General features: G+C 71.2%; 13 protein-coding genes and 2 tRNA genes. 1 reads left to right on the forward strand and 14 read right to left on the reverse strand.

Annotation, left to right across the window (positions count from 1 at the left end; translation table 11 throughout):
- Positions 1 to 34: 34 nt before the first annotated feature.
- From Csp2054_RS17110 to Csp2054_RS17135, 6 genes are all read right to left on the reverse strand, one after another.
- Entirely contained in the window at positions 35 to 514 is a 480-nt protein-coding gene (locus Csp2054_RS17110) for a DUF3145 domain-containing protein (protein ID WP_096900774.1), read from the reverse strand.
- Positions 515 to 707: 193 nt separating this feature from the next.
- Positions 708 to 1526 (reverse strand): DUF1684 domain-containing protein, encoded by an 819-nt coding sequence (locus Csp2054_RS17115; RefSeq protein WP_096900765.1) that lies wholly within the window; start codon positions 1524 to 1526, stop codon positions 708 to 710.
- Entirely contained in the window at positions 1523 to 2650 is a 1128-nt protein-coding gene (locus tag Csp2054_RS17120; RefSeq protein ID WP_096900766.1) for an AI-2E family transporter, read from the reverse strand. Before Csp2054_RS17120 ends, Csp2054_RS17115 begins: the two co-directional genes overlap by 4 nt.
- Before the next feature lies 1 nt (position 2651).
- Positions 2652 to 2726: transfer RNA gene (locus Csp2054_RS17125), tRNA-Ile, on the reverse strand.
- A 13-nt stretch (positions 2727 to 2739) separates the two neighbouring features.
- Entirely contained in the window at positions 2740 to 3951 is a 1212-nt protein-coding gene (locus Csp2054_RS17130; RefSeq protein WP_096900767.1) for a glycosyltransferase, read from the reverse strand.
- Positions 3952 to 4138: 187 nt separating this feature from the next.
- Positions 4139 to 5050 (reverse strand): DMT family transporter, encoded by a 912-nt coding sequence (locus Csp2054_RS17135; RefSeq protein WP_176491772.1) that lies wholly within the window; start codon positions 5048 to 5050, stop codon positions 4139 to 4141.
- 39 nt (positions 5051 to 5089) lie between these two features.
- Between Csp2054_RS17135 and def the strand changes: the two genes are divergently transcribed.
- Positions 5090 to 5665 carry a peptide deformylase gene (gene def, locus Csp2054_RS17140; protein ID WP_096900768.1) on the forward strand — a complete coding sequence of 192 codons (576 nt, stop codon included), beginning with the start codon at positions 5090 to 5092 and terminating at the stop codon, positions 5663 to 5665.
- Between the two features lie 22 nt (positions 5666 to 5687).
- Here the strand turns inward: def and Csp2054_RS17145 are convergent, their stop codons facing one another.
- The 8 genes from Csp2054_RS17145 to Csp2054_RS17180 form a co-directional block, all read right to left on the reverse strand.
- Complete coding sequence (locus tag Csp2054_RS17145; RefSeq protein WP_096900769.1) at positions 5688 to 6173, reverse strand: hypothetical protein; 486 nt, start codon at positions 6171 to 6173, stop codon at positions 5688 to 5690.
- Positions 6174 to 6323: 150 nt separating this feature from the next.
- Positions 6324 to 6396 (reverse strand) — tRNA-Asn (locus Csp2054_RS17150).
- A gap of 90 nt (positions 6397 to 6486) precedes the next feature.
- The gene (locus Csp2054_RS17155; protein WP_255252802.1) at positions 6487 to 7506 is read right to left on the reverse strand and encodes a D-isomer specific 2-hydroxyacid dehydrogenase family protein; all 1020 of its coding nucleotides are present in this window, start codon (positions 7504 to 7506) and stop codon (positions 6487 to 6489) included.
- Positions 7503 to 8453: an ATP-binding cassette domain-containing protein gene (locus tag Csp2054_RS17160; RefSeq protein WP_096900770.1), complete on the reverse strand. Its 951-nt coding sequence runs from the start codon at positions 8451 to 8453 to the stop codon at positions 7503 to 7505. Before Csp2054_RS17160 ends, Csp2054_RS17155 begins: the two co-directional genes overlap by 4 nt.
- 147 nt (positions 8454 to 8600) lie before the next feature.
- Positions 8601 to 10271, reverse strand: coding sequence for an ABC transporter ATP-binding protein (locus Csp2054_RS17165; RefSeq protein WP_096900771.1), 1671 nt, complete (start codon positions 10269 to 10271; stop codon positions 8601 to 8603).
- The gene (locus tag Csp2054_RS17170; protein ID WP_096900772.1) at positions 10268 to 11263 is read right to left on the reverse strand and encodes an ABC transporter permease; all 996 of its coding nucleotides are present in this window, start codon (positions 11261 to 11263) and stop codon (positions 10268 to 10270) included. Before Csp2054_RS17170 ends, Csp2054_RS17165 begins: the two co-directional genes overlap by 4 nt.
- Before the next feature lie 2 nt (positions 11264 to 11265).
- The gene (locus Csp2054_RS17175) at positions 11266 to 12339 is read right to left on the reverse strand and encodes an ABC transporter permease (RefSeq protein WP_096900777.1); all 1074 of its coding nucleotides are present in this window, start codon (positions 12337 to 12339) and stop codon (positions 11266 to 11268) included.
- Positions 12340 to 12467: 128 nt separating this feature from the next.
- Positions 12468 to 14084 carry an ABC transporter substrate-binding protein gene (locus tag Csp2054_RS17180; RefSeq protein ID WP_096900773.1) on the reverse strand — a complete coding sequence of 539 codons (1617 nt, stop codon included), beginning with the start codon at positions 14082 to 14084 and terminating at the stop codon, positions 12468 to 12470.
- Positions 14085 to 14556 lie beyond the last annotated feature (472 nt).

Genomic DNA, 14556 nt, shown 5'->3' on the forward strand with positions numbered 1-14556 from the left:
GGCGGCGTTCGGGTGGAGGAACGGTGCGGGAAGGTCAGCCGACGCGGTGCAGCCAGACGACGGGGTTGCCCTCGGCGGCGTGGCGGAACGGCTCGAGCTCGTCGTCCCACGCCTGGCCGAGCGCGAGTCGGAGCTCCCGGTGGAGTTCGAGCGCGTTGCTGCCGGCGACCTCCATCGCGTAGCGGACGCGGTCCTCGGGCACGACCATGTTCCCGGTGACGTCCGTCTGCGCGTAGAACACCCCGAGGTCCGGCGTGTGCATCCACCGGCCGCCGTCGGAGGTGCTCGTCGGCTCCTCGGTGACCTCGTACCGGAGGTGCTCCCAGCCGCGCAGGGCAGAGGCGATCGCCGCGCCGGTGCCGACGGAGCCGGTCCAGGTGAACTCGGTGCGGCGAGCACCGTCCTGCGCCGGCTGGTCGAGCCACGAGAAGTTCACGGCACGGTTCATGGCGCGACCTGCCGCCCATTCGACGTGCGGGCAGAGCGCGCGGGGTGCGGAGTGCACGTAGAGCACCCCGGTCGTCGTTCCGTTCACGATTCCTCCGATTCGTCAGGTGCGACTTCCCCATCGACCTGCGACCGGAACCGTGTGTGCGGAACCATCGGTATGCGATTGTGATGTCCTCGCGGACACGCCCATTATGCAGCGTCAGCGCTGGGAACGCCAGATCGGCGCTCCGACCCGGGCGACGGGCTGCGGGACCCGCTCAGTGCAGGACCGCGCCCGAGGCGTCGACGGGGTGCCGCTCCCCCGCCGTGATCGCGACGCCGAGCCGGTTCTCCGGGGGCGGGACGGGACAGGCGTACTGGTACGAGAACGCGCACGGAGGCAGCACGGCGGTGTTCCAGTCGAGCACGACGTCGGCGGACCGGCCGGGGTCGTCGAGGTACAGGAACCGCCCCATCGAGTAGGTGCTGGCCGGGTCGTCCTCCGGCAGTGCGCTCGTGGCGTCCTGCACGATGAGCTGCAGCCGCGGGGCGCCGCGGAACGCGGCGGACCGCACCGCGACGAGCCGGACCGCCGTGCCGTCGAGCACGGTGTCGACGTGCCCCGCGACCGGCAGCGCGACGCCAGCGGCGTCGAGGACGGCGGCGTCGTGGACGGCACCACGGGCCTCCTGGCCGTCGACCGGCTCGTACCTGCCGGAGGTGACCCACCGCGCGGAGTGGGCGAAGCGGGCGATGCGCGCGAAGCGGGTGATCGCCTCCGACGACGGGTCCCAGACTCGGAGGGTGTGCTCGGCGACGGTACCGGCGAGGCCGTCCGGGAACGCGACCGCGGACGGGACGACCGCCTGCTCGCCGGCGACGAGGACCGTGCCGTCGACCGGGACCCCGTCGACCACGACACCGTCCGCCGGGCTCGCGGTGACGGTCAGGCCACCGACGGCCGGCGCCCAGGTGCCCGGCACCGGCCACACCGGCTGGGCGACGTCGACGCGCTGCGCGTTCACGAGGGCGAGCGGACCCCGCGGACCCCGTGCCCAGCGGTCCCGCGCGTCGACGTGCTCGTCGAACGCGGTCACGACTGCTGCTGCCTCGGGTAGATGACCTTCTGCACGATGATGATCACCGACGCCGCGACCGGCACGGCGACCAGGGCGCCGAGGACCCCGCCGATGGTGCCGCCCGCGACCGCCGCGATGACGACGAGCGCCCCCGGCACCTGGACGGCACGCGACATGATGCGCGGCGAGATCAGGTAGGCCTCCACCTGCATGTACACGAGGTAGTAGATCGCGGCGGTGAGCGCGGTCGCCGGCGAGGCGAACAGGCAGAGCAGCGAGATCACGATCGCGGCACTCAGGGTGCCGACGAGCGGGATGAGCGACCCGAGGAACGCGAACGACGCGAGGAGCACCGGCAGCGGGGCCCCGATGATGAGCAGGAAGAAGAAGCTCAGGATGCCGTTGATGAGCGCCTGCGAGATCTGCCCGACGACGTAGCGCCCGACGGCCTGGGTGATCTGCTCGCTCACGTCGATGAAGTTCTGGCGGCGCGAGGCCGGGACGAACCGGTACGTCATCGACTTCATGCCCCGCATCGACGCGAGGAAGTAGAGCATCAGGATGAGGACGATCACGGCACCGGTCAGCCCGGAGAGGATGCCGCTGCCCACCGCGAGGATGCCGCCACCGAGGTTGAGCAGGTTGCTCGGGTCCTCGACGAAGGACTGCACCGACTGCAGGGCGTGGTCGACGTCGAACGCGCCGGCGAACTGCTGCGACAGGTCCCGGAACCACTCCTGCTGCGAGATGTCCTGGATGATGTTCGGGAAGTTCTCGATGAGGTTCGTCGCCTGCTCGATGAGGATCGGCACGACGGCGAAGATCACCCCCGCGAACGCCGCGAGGACCCCGACCACCACCGCGAGGATCGCCGTCCAGCGTGGGATGAACCGCTCGAGGAAGGACACGAGCGGATCGATGCCGAGCGCGAGGAACAGCGCGACGCCGATGTAGACGAGCACCGTGCTCAGCTCACGGACGATCGCCCCGGCGACCAGGGCGACGAGCACGCCGATGGCACCCATGAACCCGATGCGGAAGGCGTTGACGCGCACGCCGGTGCCCCCGCGGGTCACCTCGAACGTGACGTTCGGGGTCGGGCCGAACGGGTCGTCGTCGGTGGCCTTGCGCCGTAACTGCATGTAGGGCGGGCGGGACTCGAACCCGCGGATCGTTCGGTTATGAGCCGACTGCCTTGACCAGCTTGGCTACCGCCCCTCGCCGGGGACCGTCAGGCCACCGGATCCCCACGATACAGTGCCTCGAACGTCGACAGGGTGCGGTTGATGTCGTGTGGCTGGATCATCTCGAGGCTGCGGGCCCGCATGGCGGCGTAGTCCTCGTCGGACGCCGTCAGCACAGCGGTGAGCTTGGCGGCCAGGTCCTGCACGTCGCCCGGAGCGAAGAGGTACCCGTTGCCGTCGATCAGGTGCGGCAGCGCCATCGCGTCGGCGGCGACGACCGGCAGCCCGGACGCCATCGCCTCGAGCGACGAGATGCTCTGCAGTTCGGCGGTCGACGGCATGGCGAACACCGTCGCGTTCGTCAGCGCGGTCCGCTTGTCCTCGTCGGAGACGAAGCCGGCGAAGCGGACCCGGTCCGTCAGCCCCAGCTCGCGGGCGAGGGCGGTGAGCTTCGGGATCATCTCCCCACCGCCGACGATCGTCAGGTGTGCGTCGAGCCCGGCCGGCAGCAGCGGCAGCGCACGGACGAGGACGTCGAGGTTCTTCTCCGGCGCGACACGACCGACGAACACGATCTCGTTGCCCGCCGGGCGACCCTCGCGCGCGACGTACCGCGTGACGTCGAGACCGCACGAGATCGCGAGGACCCGCTGTCCGGCGATCGCCTTGCGCAGGTAGTCGGCGGCGAGGTTGGTCGGCGTCGTGATGGCGTCGGCGATCCGGTACGTCTTCGCCGCGTCGCGCCAGGCGATCCGGATCGCCGTCGGGATGACCCAGCGGCTCAGGGGCACGTAGTCGAGGAGGTTCTCGGGCATGAAGTGGTTCGTCGCCACGACACGGATCCCGCGGTCGTGTGCCTCGCGTGCGACACCACGTCCGACGACGATGTGGGACTGGATGTGCACCACGTCCGGGCGCACGGCGTCGAGGATCGGCGCGGTCAGCTTCCGGACGCTCCACGGCCACACGAACCGGAGCCAGGCGTGCGTGGGCCACTTGTACGACTTCAGCCGGTGCACGATGAGCTGCACGCCGCCGTGTTCCTCCTCGAACGTGCCGTGGTGGCTCGAGGACGCGGGGGCGACGACGTGCACCTCGTGTCCGCGTTCGGCCAGACCGACGGCCAGCTGCTCGGCGAAGGTCGCAGCGCCGTTGACGTCCGGCGGGAACGTGTCGGCGGCGATGAGGACCCGCAGCGGCCGGCGCTCGGCCGTCGCGCCCGTCGACTCGGCGGTGGCGGTGGTGGCATCTGCTGACACGGCGGGCAAGGTCCTCTCGTGAACGGTGTCCTGGTCGGACTGGAACGCTACCGCACGAGCCTCGGGCACCGCGTCCGCCTCGCGGTGGACCCGGCCGACCCCCGCACGTCCGCTCTCAGGCGCGCGACCGCGCCTCGCCGCGCGTCCGCTCTCAGGCGCGCGACTGCGCCTCGCCGCACGTCCGCTCTCAGGCGCGCGACTGCGGGTGGTGCTTCGCGAGCAGGAACACCCCGGTGATCGCGACGCCCGCCGCCACGACGAAGCCCGCGACCGCACCCCACGGCGCCCCCGCTGCCTCGTCGAGCACGATGACACCGATGCCGACCGCGACGATCGGATCGATGACGGTGAGCCCCGCGATGACGAGGTCCGCCGAACCGCTCGAGTAGGCGTTCTGCACGAAGTACCCGCCGAGGGCAGCCGCGACCACGACCCCGACGATCGCCACGGCGGTGAGCCAGTCGAAGGTGCCGTTCACGAACCGGTTCAGCACGACCTTGGCGAGCGTCGCGACGAACCCGTAGAGGATGCCCGCCCCGGCGATGTAGTAGAGCGCGTTCCGGTGCTGCGCCACGAACCGGAACGACACGAGCACGATCGCCAGCACGACCGCGAGGATGACGAGCACGGTGATGAGCTGCTGGCGGGTGATGGCGCTCTCGTGCCCGACGAACGCCGCGATGCCGACGAAGATGCCGACGCCGATGATGCACGTCCACACCGCTCGCCGCGCCCGGTGTCCGAGCGGGACCCCGGTGGCCCGGGACGAGAACCACGTGGTGACGACGAGCGCGACCGCGCCGAGCGGCTGCACGACGATGAGCGGGGCGAAGGTGATGCTGACGAGCTGCAGCACGACCGCGACCCCGAGCATGACCGTGCCGAGCACCCAGTACCCGCTCGACACCAGGGCGAGCACGTGCCGGAGGCTGAGCCCCTTCGACTGCCGCCCGAGCCGAGCCTCGACGCGTTGGACGCCCCGGCTCTGGAACTGCGCGCCGAGCGACAGGAACACGGCACCGACGAGCGCGACCGGGATCATCAGCGCCTGGAACGGTGTCAGGTTCACCGCGTCCGGGATCTGGAGGTCCGTCGTCACCGTTCGAGGCTACCGTCCCTCGCCGGATAACCTGGGTGAATGGCCGTCCTCCCGATCCGCATCACCGGTGAACCCGTCCTCCACGAGCGTGCTGCCGAGGTGACCGAGTTCGACGACGCGCTCCGCGAGCTGGTGGCCGACATGTACGAGACGATGGACCTCGCGCCCGGTGTCGGCCTCGCCGGCCCGCAGGTCGGCGTCGGCAAGCGCCTGTTCGTCTTCTCCTGGACCGACGACGACGAGGTCCTGCACCGCGGGGTCGCCGTGAACCCCGTCCTGTGGATCACACCCCCGGTCCCGGAGTCCGTCGAGGAGCTCGACGAGGACGACGAGTCCGAGGGCTGCCTGTCGATCCCGGGCGAGCGCTTCCCGCTGCGCCGGTCCCCCAGCGCCCTGCTCCGCGCGCAGGACGAGCACGGCGAGCCGTTCGAGATCGAGGCGCACGGCTGGCTCGCCCGGATCTTCCAGCACGAGTACGACCACCTCGACGGCCTGCTCTACGCCGACCGGCTCGCGCACCCGTACGGCAAGCAGGTCCAGAAGGCGATCCGCAAGGCCAGCTGGGGCGGCCCCGGACAGTCCTGGCTGCCGGGTCGCGACCACCCGGAGGGCTGACGCGCCGGCCGGGAGGCACGGATCACCCCCGGTACGTCGCCAGCGACTCCTCGAGACGGTCGCGTTCCGGATGGCCCGGGCAGTACGCCAGGAGCCCCGCGGCCACGGCCGCGGCGCGCTCGGTGCGCACCGGCGCGACCCACGGCCCGGCGCCGCGCTCCGCGCACGTCGCCGCGAGACCGGCGAGCGTCGCGGCTCCGCCGGCCGACCGGACCGCGTCGGCCTGCTGCTCCGACATCGTGCTCCCGGTCGTGCGGACGGCGGAGCAGTCGGTCCGCCGGTCCTCCCACACGGCCGAGTACGTCGTGTACGACTCCGTCGCGTCTGCGCGGCCGGTCCAGCACGTGAACGCGAACATGATCGGCGCGCTGCCCGTGGCGGCGACCGCGGCCGGTCGGCTCTCCGAGGGCGCTTCGGGGTCGGCCTCGGCGGAGGTGCACGCGCTCAGCACGAGGCTCACCGCGACGACGAGGAGCGTCGCGGCGGGTCTCGAAGCGGTCGGGCGCACCTGAGAACGCTAACAGGCTGATCCGGCGCCCGACCGAGACCGGACACCGACGAGCCGAGACCGTCCCCCCGGTTGCGTCGACACGGTTGCGTCGACACGGTGGTGCCGTACACGCAAAAGACCCCCACCGCGAACGGTGGGGGTCTGACGCTCCCCGAGTTGGACTCGAACCAACAACCTGCCGGTTAACAGCCGGCTGCTCTGCCAATTGAGCTATCGAGGATCAGTTGCTCTCCTGAACAACGGGTAACAGCATAGCAGTACCTGAACGGCCCACGCCGCATCCACCGCGCAGCCCGGGCGCGCCGCGCCGTCAGTACCCGGCGGCCGGGTCGACGACGCCGACGAAGCCCTCGCCCTGCCCGCCGAGGAACGCACGGGCGTTCGTCCGCACGCGTTCGGCGAGCAGCGGTGCGACCATCTCCGGCGTGTCCGCCTGGTGCGGCGTGATGACCGCACCGGGCTCCTCCCACAGCGGGTGCCCGTCCGGCAGCGGCTCGGGGTCGGTCACGTCGAGACCCGCACCCGCGATCACGCCGTCACGCAGGGCCCGGAGCAGGGCGTCGGTGTCGACGAGTCCACCGCGGGCGATGTTCACCAGCCGGGCGGACGGCTTCATGAGCGCAAGCCGACGCGCGTCGAAGAGCTTCGACGTCCCGGAGGTCATGGCGGCGGCGATCATGACGACGTCGGCGTCGGGCAGGACCTCGTCGAGCTGGTCCGTCGTGACCGTGCGGTCGGCCCCCTCGACGGGTGAGGAGGACCGCCGGACCACGGTGACCGACACGTCGAACGGGGCGAGCAGCCGGAGGTACTCGAGCGCGATGCCGCCGGCGCCGATGACGACCACGTTCCGGCCGTACAGCGACACCCCCTCGGGCTCGGTCGCCCACGAGGTCGCACGCGCCCGCTTCGGCAGCACCCGCAGCGTGGCGAGCGTCAGCGCGAGGGCGTGCTCCGCGACGGGCTCGGCGTACGCACCCTTCGCCGAGGTGAACAGCACGCGGTCGCCGTGCTCGCGGATGAGGTGGGCGAACGCGTCCACCCCGGCGAACGGCAGCTGCACCCACGACACCGCCGGGGCCCGGTCGAGCGCGGCGGCGAGTCCGTCGGGGTCGCGCGGGTCGAGCCACACGAGTCCGCGGGTGTCCTCCCCGAGCGGCGCGACTGTCCCCCCGGCCTCGGTGACGGCGGCGACGTGCAGTTCGGCCTCGTCCGGCAGCACCGCGACCGGTCCCGGCTCGGGGGCCGACACGGGCAGCGGTGCCCCCTCGTCGGTGATGACCGCTCGGTGGCCGCGCGTGCCGGCCGGGCTGCTGGTCGTGGTGCTCACACGTTCTCCTGACGGTCGGTGCGCGGGCCGGTGCCGGCGGCGAGGGGGCGACGCGGGGCGGAGGAGCGGCGTGCGGCAGCCGGGGCTCCCGCGGCTCCGGAACCGGCCGGTCGGCGCTTGACGGGACGGGCCGCCGTGGCGGCGAGGGTCTTCACGTAGGGGTCGACCGGGTTGTCGAGCACCTCGTCGAAGGTGCCGAGGCCGACGAGCAGCCCGTCTGCCATCACGGCGACGCGGTCGGCGAGGGCACGGGCCTCACGCAGGTCGCTCGAGACCACGACCGCCGAGAACTGCCGGCCCTGCTGGAGGTTCGCGAGCGCCTCGAGGACGGACTGCCGCACGAGCACGTCGACGCCGCGGGCGGGCTCGTCGGCCACGAGCAGCTGCGGCTCGAGGATGAGCGCCCGTGCGAGGGCGACCCGCTGGCGCTGCCCGCTCGACAGCTCCCACGTGTTGAGCCGCATCGAGCCGAGCGGCAGGTGCACCGCGTCGAGCAGGCGCGCGACCATGAGTCCCGCCTCCTTACGGTCGAAGCGTCGGTCGCGGACGTAGATGGGTTCGGCGACGGCCTCGCCCACGGTCAGGTCGGGGCTGAGCCGGTCGGCCGCGTCCTGCGGCAGGTACCCGATCCGGCCGCTGAGCCGGTCGAGCTTCCGGGACGTCGCCCGGAGGCCACGGGTCTTCTGTCCGAGGACGGTGAGCTCGCCGCCGATGATCTGGCGTCGGTACGCGCCCTCGCCCTCGCCGTGCGCGCCGAGCTGCCCCGCGATCGCCGCCGCGAGCGTGGACTTGCCGGACCCCGACTCGCCGAGCACGGCGAGGATCTCGCCCTGGCGCAGGGTGAGGCTGACGCCGTCGACGGCCCGGATCGGTTCACCCGCCCGCGGGCTCCGGTACTCGATCGACACGTCGTCAGCGACGACGGCCGGTCCGTTCACCGCGATCATGGGTCCCCTTCCACGCCGCCCCCTGGCGGCGGTCCGCGCGCCGACGTGGGTGGTCGACGCAGCGTGTGCGCAACTGCGGAGGCGACCGCCTGGAGGCGCGACACGCGTCGACGACGTGGGTCGCGCCTCCAGGCTGGCCGTGTCGGGTCAGGACCCGGCGTGCTCCAGTCGCTCCAGCGTACGCCGTCGCTCGGCCTGTTCGGCTGGGTCCGGGACCGGGAGGGAGGCGAGGAGCCGCTGGGTGTAGGGGTGCTGCGGGGTGCCGAGGACCTCGGCGGTCGTGCCGGTCTCCACCAGGTCGCCGCGGTACAGCACGGCGATCCGGTCGGAGAGCGCGCCGACGACGGCGAGGTCGTGGCTGATGAACAGCGACGCGAACCCGAGGTCCTGCTGCAGTTCGAGGAACAGCTCGAGGACGCGCGCCTGCACCGACACGTCGAGCGCGCTCGTCGGCTCGTCGGCGATGAGGAGCTTCGGCCGGAGCGCGATCGACCGGGCGAGCGACGCGCGCTGGCGCTGCCCGCCGGAGAGCTCGTGCGGGTACCGGTCGCCGTACGCAGCCGGGAGCTGCACCGCCTCGAGCAGCTCGTCGACCCGCTTCCGGGCGGCGCGGGGGCTGCGGGCCTCCCCGTGCACGACCAGCGGCTCCGCGACGCACTCCGCGATGGTGAGCAGCGGGTTGAACGAGGTCGCCGGGTCCTGGAAGACGAACCCGATGTCCTTCCGGTGCCGCTTGAAGTCGCGTTCGCGGTAGCCGAGCATCTCCGTCCCGAGCACCCGGAGCGAGCCACCGGTCACGCGGGTGAGTCCGGCGATCGCCCGACCGATGGTCGTCTTGCCCGAACCGGACTCCCCGACCAGGCCGAGGACCTCACCGGGGCGGATGTCGAGGTCGACGCCCTTGACCGCCCTGAACGCGTGCGCGCCGAGCCGACCGGGGTACTCGATCTCGAGCCCCTTCGCCGACACGAGCGGCTCGACGTCCTCGGAGATCGCGGCACGGCGAGCAGCTCCGGTCGACGCCTCGAGCCGCGGCACCGCGGCGAGCAGCCGCTTCGTGTAGTCGGCCTGCGGGTTCGCGAAGAGCTCGCGGACCGGTGCCTGCTCGACGATCTCGCCCTGGTACATGACGGCGACGCGGTCGGCCAGGTCGGCGACCACGCCCATGTTGTGCGTGATGATGACGATGGCGGCGCCGAACTCGTCGCGGCAGCGCCGGAGGAGGTCGAGGATCTCCGCCTGCACGGTCACGTCGAGGGCGGTCGTCGGCTCGTCCGCGATGATCACGCTCGGCTCGAGGGCCAGGGCGCTCGCGATGACGACGCGCTGCTTCTGCCCGCCGGAGAACTGGTGCGGGTAGTGGTCGACGCGCGTCTCCGGGTCGGGGATGCCGACGCGGCCGAGGTAGTCGATCGCCTTCGCCCGCGCTTCCTTCTTCGAGACGCCGCCGTGGGCACGGAGGCCCTCGGCGATCTGCCACCCGACCGTGAAGACCGGGTTCAGGGCCGTGCTCGGTTCCTGGAAGACCATGGCGCCGGCGGTGCCGCGGAGCTCGCGGAGCTTCTGCGCGCCGACGCTGACCACGTCGGTGCCGTCGAGGTACACGGCACCGCCGAGCGTCGCGGTCTCGGGCATGAGCCGGAGCATGCTCCGCGCCGTGACGGACTTGCCGGAACCGGACTCGCCGACCAGGGCGAGGACCTCGCCGGGCCGCACGTCGATGCTCACGCCCTTGACCGCGTCGACGGCCCCGTTGTCGGTGGCGAACGTGACGGTCAGGTCGTCGACGACGGCGACCGGCTGCGTTGCGTCGCTCATGCCGTCGCTCCTTCCGTGCCGGCGGCCTGCCCGCGGGACACCAGCTGCTTGATCCGGCGCCGTGCGCGCAGCCGCGGGTCGGAGATGTCGTTGAGGCTCTCACCGATGAACGTGACGCCGAGCACGAGCACGACGATGGCGACGCCCGGGAAGACGCCCGTCCACCAGACGCCCGAGGCGACGTCGGACAGCGCGCGGCTGAGGTCGTAGCCCCACTCGGCGCCGGCGGTCGGACCGATGCCGAAGCCGAGGAAGCCGAGGCCCGCGAGCGTCAGGATCGCATCGCTCGCGTTCAGGGTGAGGATGAGCGGCAGGCTCCGCGTGCTGTTGCGCAGGACGTGCCGGGTCATGATGCGCCACGGGTTCGTGCCGACGACGCGCGCCGACTCCACGAACGCCTCGTTCTTCAGGCGCACGGCCTCGGCGCGGACCACCCGGAAGTACTGCGGGACGTACACGACCGTGATCGAGATCGCCGCCGCGACGATGCCGCCCGCGTAGCTCGAGTTCCCGCCCGAGATCACGATCGACACCACGATGGCGAGCAGCAGCGACGGGAAGGCGTAGATCGCGTCGGCGACGACGACGAGGACCCGGTCGAGCCAGCCGCCGAGGTACCCCGACACCATGCCGAGGATGACCCCGATCGTGATCGACACGACGACCGCGACGATCACGACCAGGACGGCGGTGCGGGCGCCGAAGACGACACGGCTGAACACGTCGAACCCACCGACGGTCGTGCCCCAGATGTGCTCGGGGCTCGGCGGTGCGGTGCGGGGGAACCCCTGGCCGCTGTCGGACTGCAGCTGCCCGAACCCGTACGGGGCGATGAGCGGTGCCGCGATCGCGACGATCAGGTAGAGCGCGCAGATGACGACGCCCGTGATGAGCATGGCGCGCTGCCAGCCGGTGCTCCGGCGGAGCTGGACGACCACGGGCAGCCGCTTCCACAGCGGCTCGTGGCGGTCGACGAGGGCGGTGTCGGCCATCGCTAGAACCTCACTCTCGGGTCGATCAGTGCGGCGACGACGTCGACGATGAAGTTCGTCACCGCGACGATCACCGCGAGCATCGCGACGATGCCCTGGACCGCGACGAAGTCGCGGGCCGACAGGTACTGGTTGAGCTCGAAACCGAGCCCGCGCCACCCGAAGGTGGTCTCGGTCAGGACGGAACCACCGAGCAGCATGGCGATCTGGAGTCCCATCACCGTGATGATCGGCACGAGGGCGGGACGGAACGCGTGCGTCCGGACGAGCCGCGCCTCCCGGACGCCGCGCGAGCGGGCCGCGTCGACGTACTCGGACCCGAGCGAGCCGATCATGTTCGCGCGCACCAGGCGGAGGAAGATGCCGGCGGTCAGCAGGCCGAGCGTCAGCGCGGGCAGGACGGCGTGCGCCAGCACGTCGCCGATGATCTGCGCGTTGCCGGTGCGGAGCGCGTCGATGAGGTAGATGCCCGTCGCGCCGGGGATGTTGTCGAGGACCAGGCTGACCCGGGTCGACGCACGGTCGCCGAGCGGCAGCCAGCCGAGCCACACCGAGAACACGAGCTTGAGGAGCAGGCCGCCGAAGAACACCGGTGTCGCGTACGTCAGGATCGCCAGCGCGCGGAACAGCACGTCGGGCCACTTGTCGCGGACGTACGCGGCGAGCATGCCGAGCGGGATGCCGAGGACGAGGGCGACGATGAGCGCGTAGAACACGAGCTCCGCCGTCGCGCCGCCGTAGGTCACGATGATCTCGGTGATCGGACGGTGGTCCGTCGAGGTCTCGCCGAAGTTCAACCGGACGATGTTGCCGAGGTACTCGAAGTACTGCACGAGCACGGGGCGGTCGTAGCCCGCCGCGTGCAGGCGTTCCTGCAGCTGGTCCGGCGTCAGACGGCCGCCGACCGAGGCCGTGATCGGGTTGCCGATGACGCGCATCAGGAAGAACACGAGCGTCACGAGGATGAAGACGGTCGGGAAGATGAGGAGGAACCGGACGAGGACGTACCGGCCGAGTCCGCCGCCCTGCCCCTTGGCACGTCGCTGTGCCGGGGGCTTCGAGGGGTCGGTGGCCAGGTCCGCGCTCGCTCCGGGTCCGGCCTCGGGGCCGACCTCGGGGGTGCTGATGGTCACGGGGTGGGTGCCTTTCGGGACGTGGTCAGGGGGCGCTCCGTGTCGGAGCGCCCCCTGGGGTCACATCGGTGCTACTTGGAGAGGGTCGCGTAGCGGAACTTGTAGGAGGCGTCGAGGGTCAGGCCCTTGACGTCCTTGCCGGCGACGGCGATCGACTTGCCCTGCAGGAGGGGCAGGGTCGAGATCTGCTCGGCCTCGCGCTGCTGGGCCTGCTCGATGAGGTCGGCGCGCTTCGACGCGTCGGACTCGGCCTGCTCCTCGGCGATGAGGTTCTGGATCGTCGGGTCGTCGTAGTGGTTCTGCACGAAGTTGTCCTTCGTGAAGAACGGCGCCAGGTAGTTGTCCGCGTCCGAGAAGTCCGGGAACCAACCGAGCTGGTACACCGGGTAGGCGTCCTTGGTCCGCTCGACCGCGTAGGTCGTGTAGACCGTCGACTGGATGTTCACGGTGAACAGCCCGGAGTTCTCGAGCTGGGTCTTCAGCGCGGCGTACTCGTCGTCCGAGGTCGAACCGTAGTGGTCCGGTGCGTACTGGATGTCGAGTTGGACCTTGCCGGTGACACCCGCGTCGGCGAGCGTCTTCTTCGCCTTGTCGACGTCGGGGCCGCCGCTGCCGTCGCCGTACAGCGTCTCGAACGGCGTCGCCGCGCCGGTCAGACCGTCCGGCACCATCGAGTAGAGCGGCGAGTAGGTGTTGTTGTACACCGACTTCGCGATCGCCTCGCGGTCGACGACGTCCGCGACCGCCTGGCGGACGGCGAGCGCCTTGGCCTCGTCGGCGTCGGACTGCTTCGCGCCGAACGGCTGCGTGTTGAAGTTGAAGACCAGGTAGCGGATCTCGCCACCGGGACCGTCGGTCACCTTGACCTTGTCGTCCTTGCGCAGGTCGGCGATGTCGGTCGGCGTGAGCGAGCGGTACGCCACGTCGACGTCGCCCTTCTGCACCGCGAGCTTGAGGTCCGTCTCCTTGGTGTAGTAGCTGGCCGTCACCTCGTCGGTCTTCGGCTTGCCGAGGAGCCCGTCGTAGTTCTTGTTCGCCTTGTACTGGATGGTGTCGTTCTCCTTGTACGAGGTGATCTCGTACTGCCCGGCGAACGCCTTGCCCTTGACGATGTCCGCCGCGGGGGTGAGCTTGTCGGCGGAGAAGACCTGCTCGTCGACGATCGGGCCGGCGGGGCTCGAGAGCACCTGCGGCCAGGTCTGGTCGGCGTGGTCGAGGTGGAACACGACCGTGGTGTCGTCCGGGGTGTCGATGCTCTTGAGGTTGGCGAGCAGGGACTGCGGGCCGTTCTCGTTGTTGATCTTGAGCTCGCGGTCGAACGAGAACTTGACGTCGCTCGAGGTGAGGTCGTGGCCGTTGGCGAACTTCAGGCCCTTCTTGAGCGTCACCTCGTACGTGGTGTCGTTCGTGAACTCGGCCTTCGTGGCGATGTCCGGCTCGACGTCCGGGCTGCCGACGGGGGTGTTCATCAGGAACGGGAACACCTGGTTCTGCACGGCGAACGAGCCGTTGTCGTACGAGCCGGCCGGGTCGAGCGACGTGATCTTGTCGGTCGTGCCGACCGTCATGCCGTTCAGGTCGGCCGACGAGACGCTGCCGCCGGCGCAGCCCGTGAGCACCAGCGCCGTCGCTGCTGCCCCGGCGCCGAGCACGATGCCGCGCTTGCCCCACTTGGTGACGGATGCCATGTCCGTGTACCTCTCTGGTGATGATTGCAGGAGTCCTGACCGGCCGCTGGAAGCGCTGTGTGCCCGGTCAGGAACGCTCATTGGTACCACCCTGTCACGGAAGTCCACGAACCGAGGGCGATTTGTTTACACCGCTGTAACGCACGACCGCGTCGCCTGGCGCATCATGCGGGCGGTCGTGAGCGGCGTGTCGTGCAGGAAAGTTGCGTGCGGCAACTCGGCGGGTTCGTCGGGCGTGTCGGGCGCGGGTCCCGGGTGCGGGGGCGGGTGCCGGGTGCCGGGTGCCGGGTGCCGGGTGCCGGGTGCCGGGTGCCGGGTGCCGGGTGCCGGGTGCCGGGTGCCGGGTGCCGGGTGCCGGGTGCCGTTGGGGTTGGTCGCACGACATGCCGCCCGGTGTCCGCGCGTCCGACACTTCCCGCGACCGCCACCAGCGCCGGGAGGGTACTCGCGGGGCGGGGGGGGGGGGGGGGCC

This window comes from Curtobacterium sp. 'Ferrero' (genome assembly GCF_002412165.1).
Taxonomy (GTDB): Bacteria; Actinomycetota; Actinomycetes; order Actinomycetales; family Microbacteriaceae; genus Curtobacterium.

Bases quoted from the DNA above. Each gene is read 5' to 3' on its own strand.
- Csp2054_RS17160 (WP_096900770.1), bottom strand. From the start codon at position 8,453: ATGATCGCGGTGAACGGACCGGCCGTCGTCGCTGACGACGTGTCGATC.
- def (WP_096900768.1), top strand. From the start codon at position 5,090: ATGGCCGTCCTCCCGATCCGCATCACCGGTGAACCCGTCCTCCACGAG.
- Csp2054_RS17170 (WP_096900772.1), bottom strand. From the start codon at position 11,263: ATGGCCGACACCGCCCTCGTCGACCGCCACGAGCCGCTGTGGAAGCGG.
- Csp2054_RS17165 (WP_096900771.1), bottom strand. From the start codon at position 10,271: ATGAGCGACGCAACGCAGCCGGTCGCCGTCGTCGACGACCTGACCGTC.
- Csp2054_RS17180 (WP_096900773.1), bottom strand. From the start codon at position 14,084: ATGGCATCCGTCACCAAGTGGGGCAAGCGCGGCATCGTGCTCGGCGCC.
- Csp2054_RS17120 (WP_096900766.1), bottom strand. From the start codon at position 2,650: ATGCAGTTACGGCGCAAGGCCACCGACGACGACCCGTTCGGCCCGACC.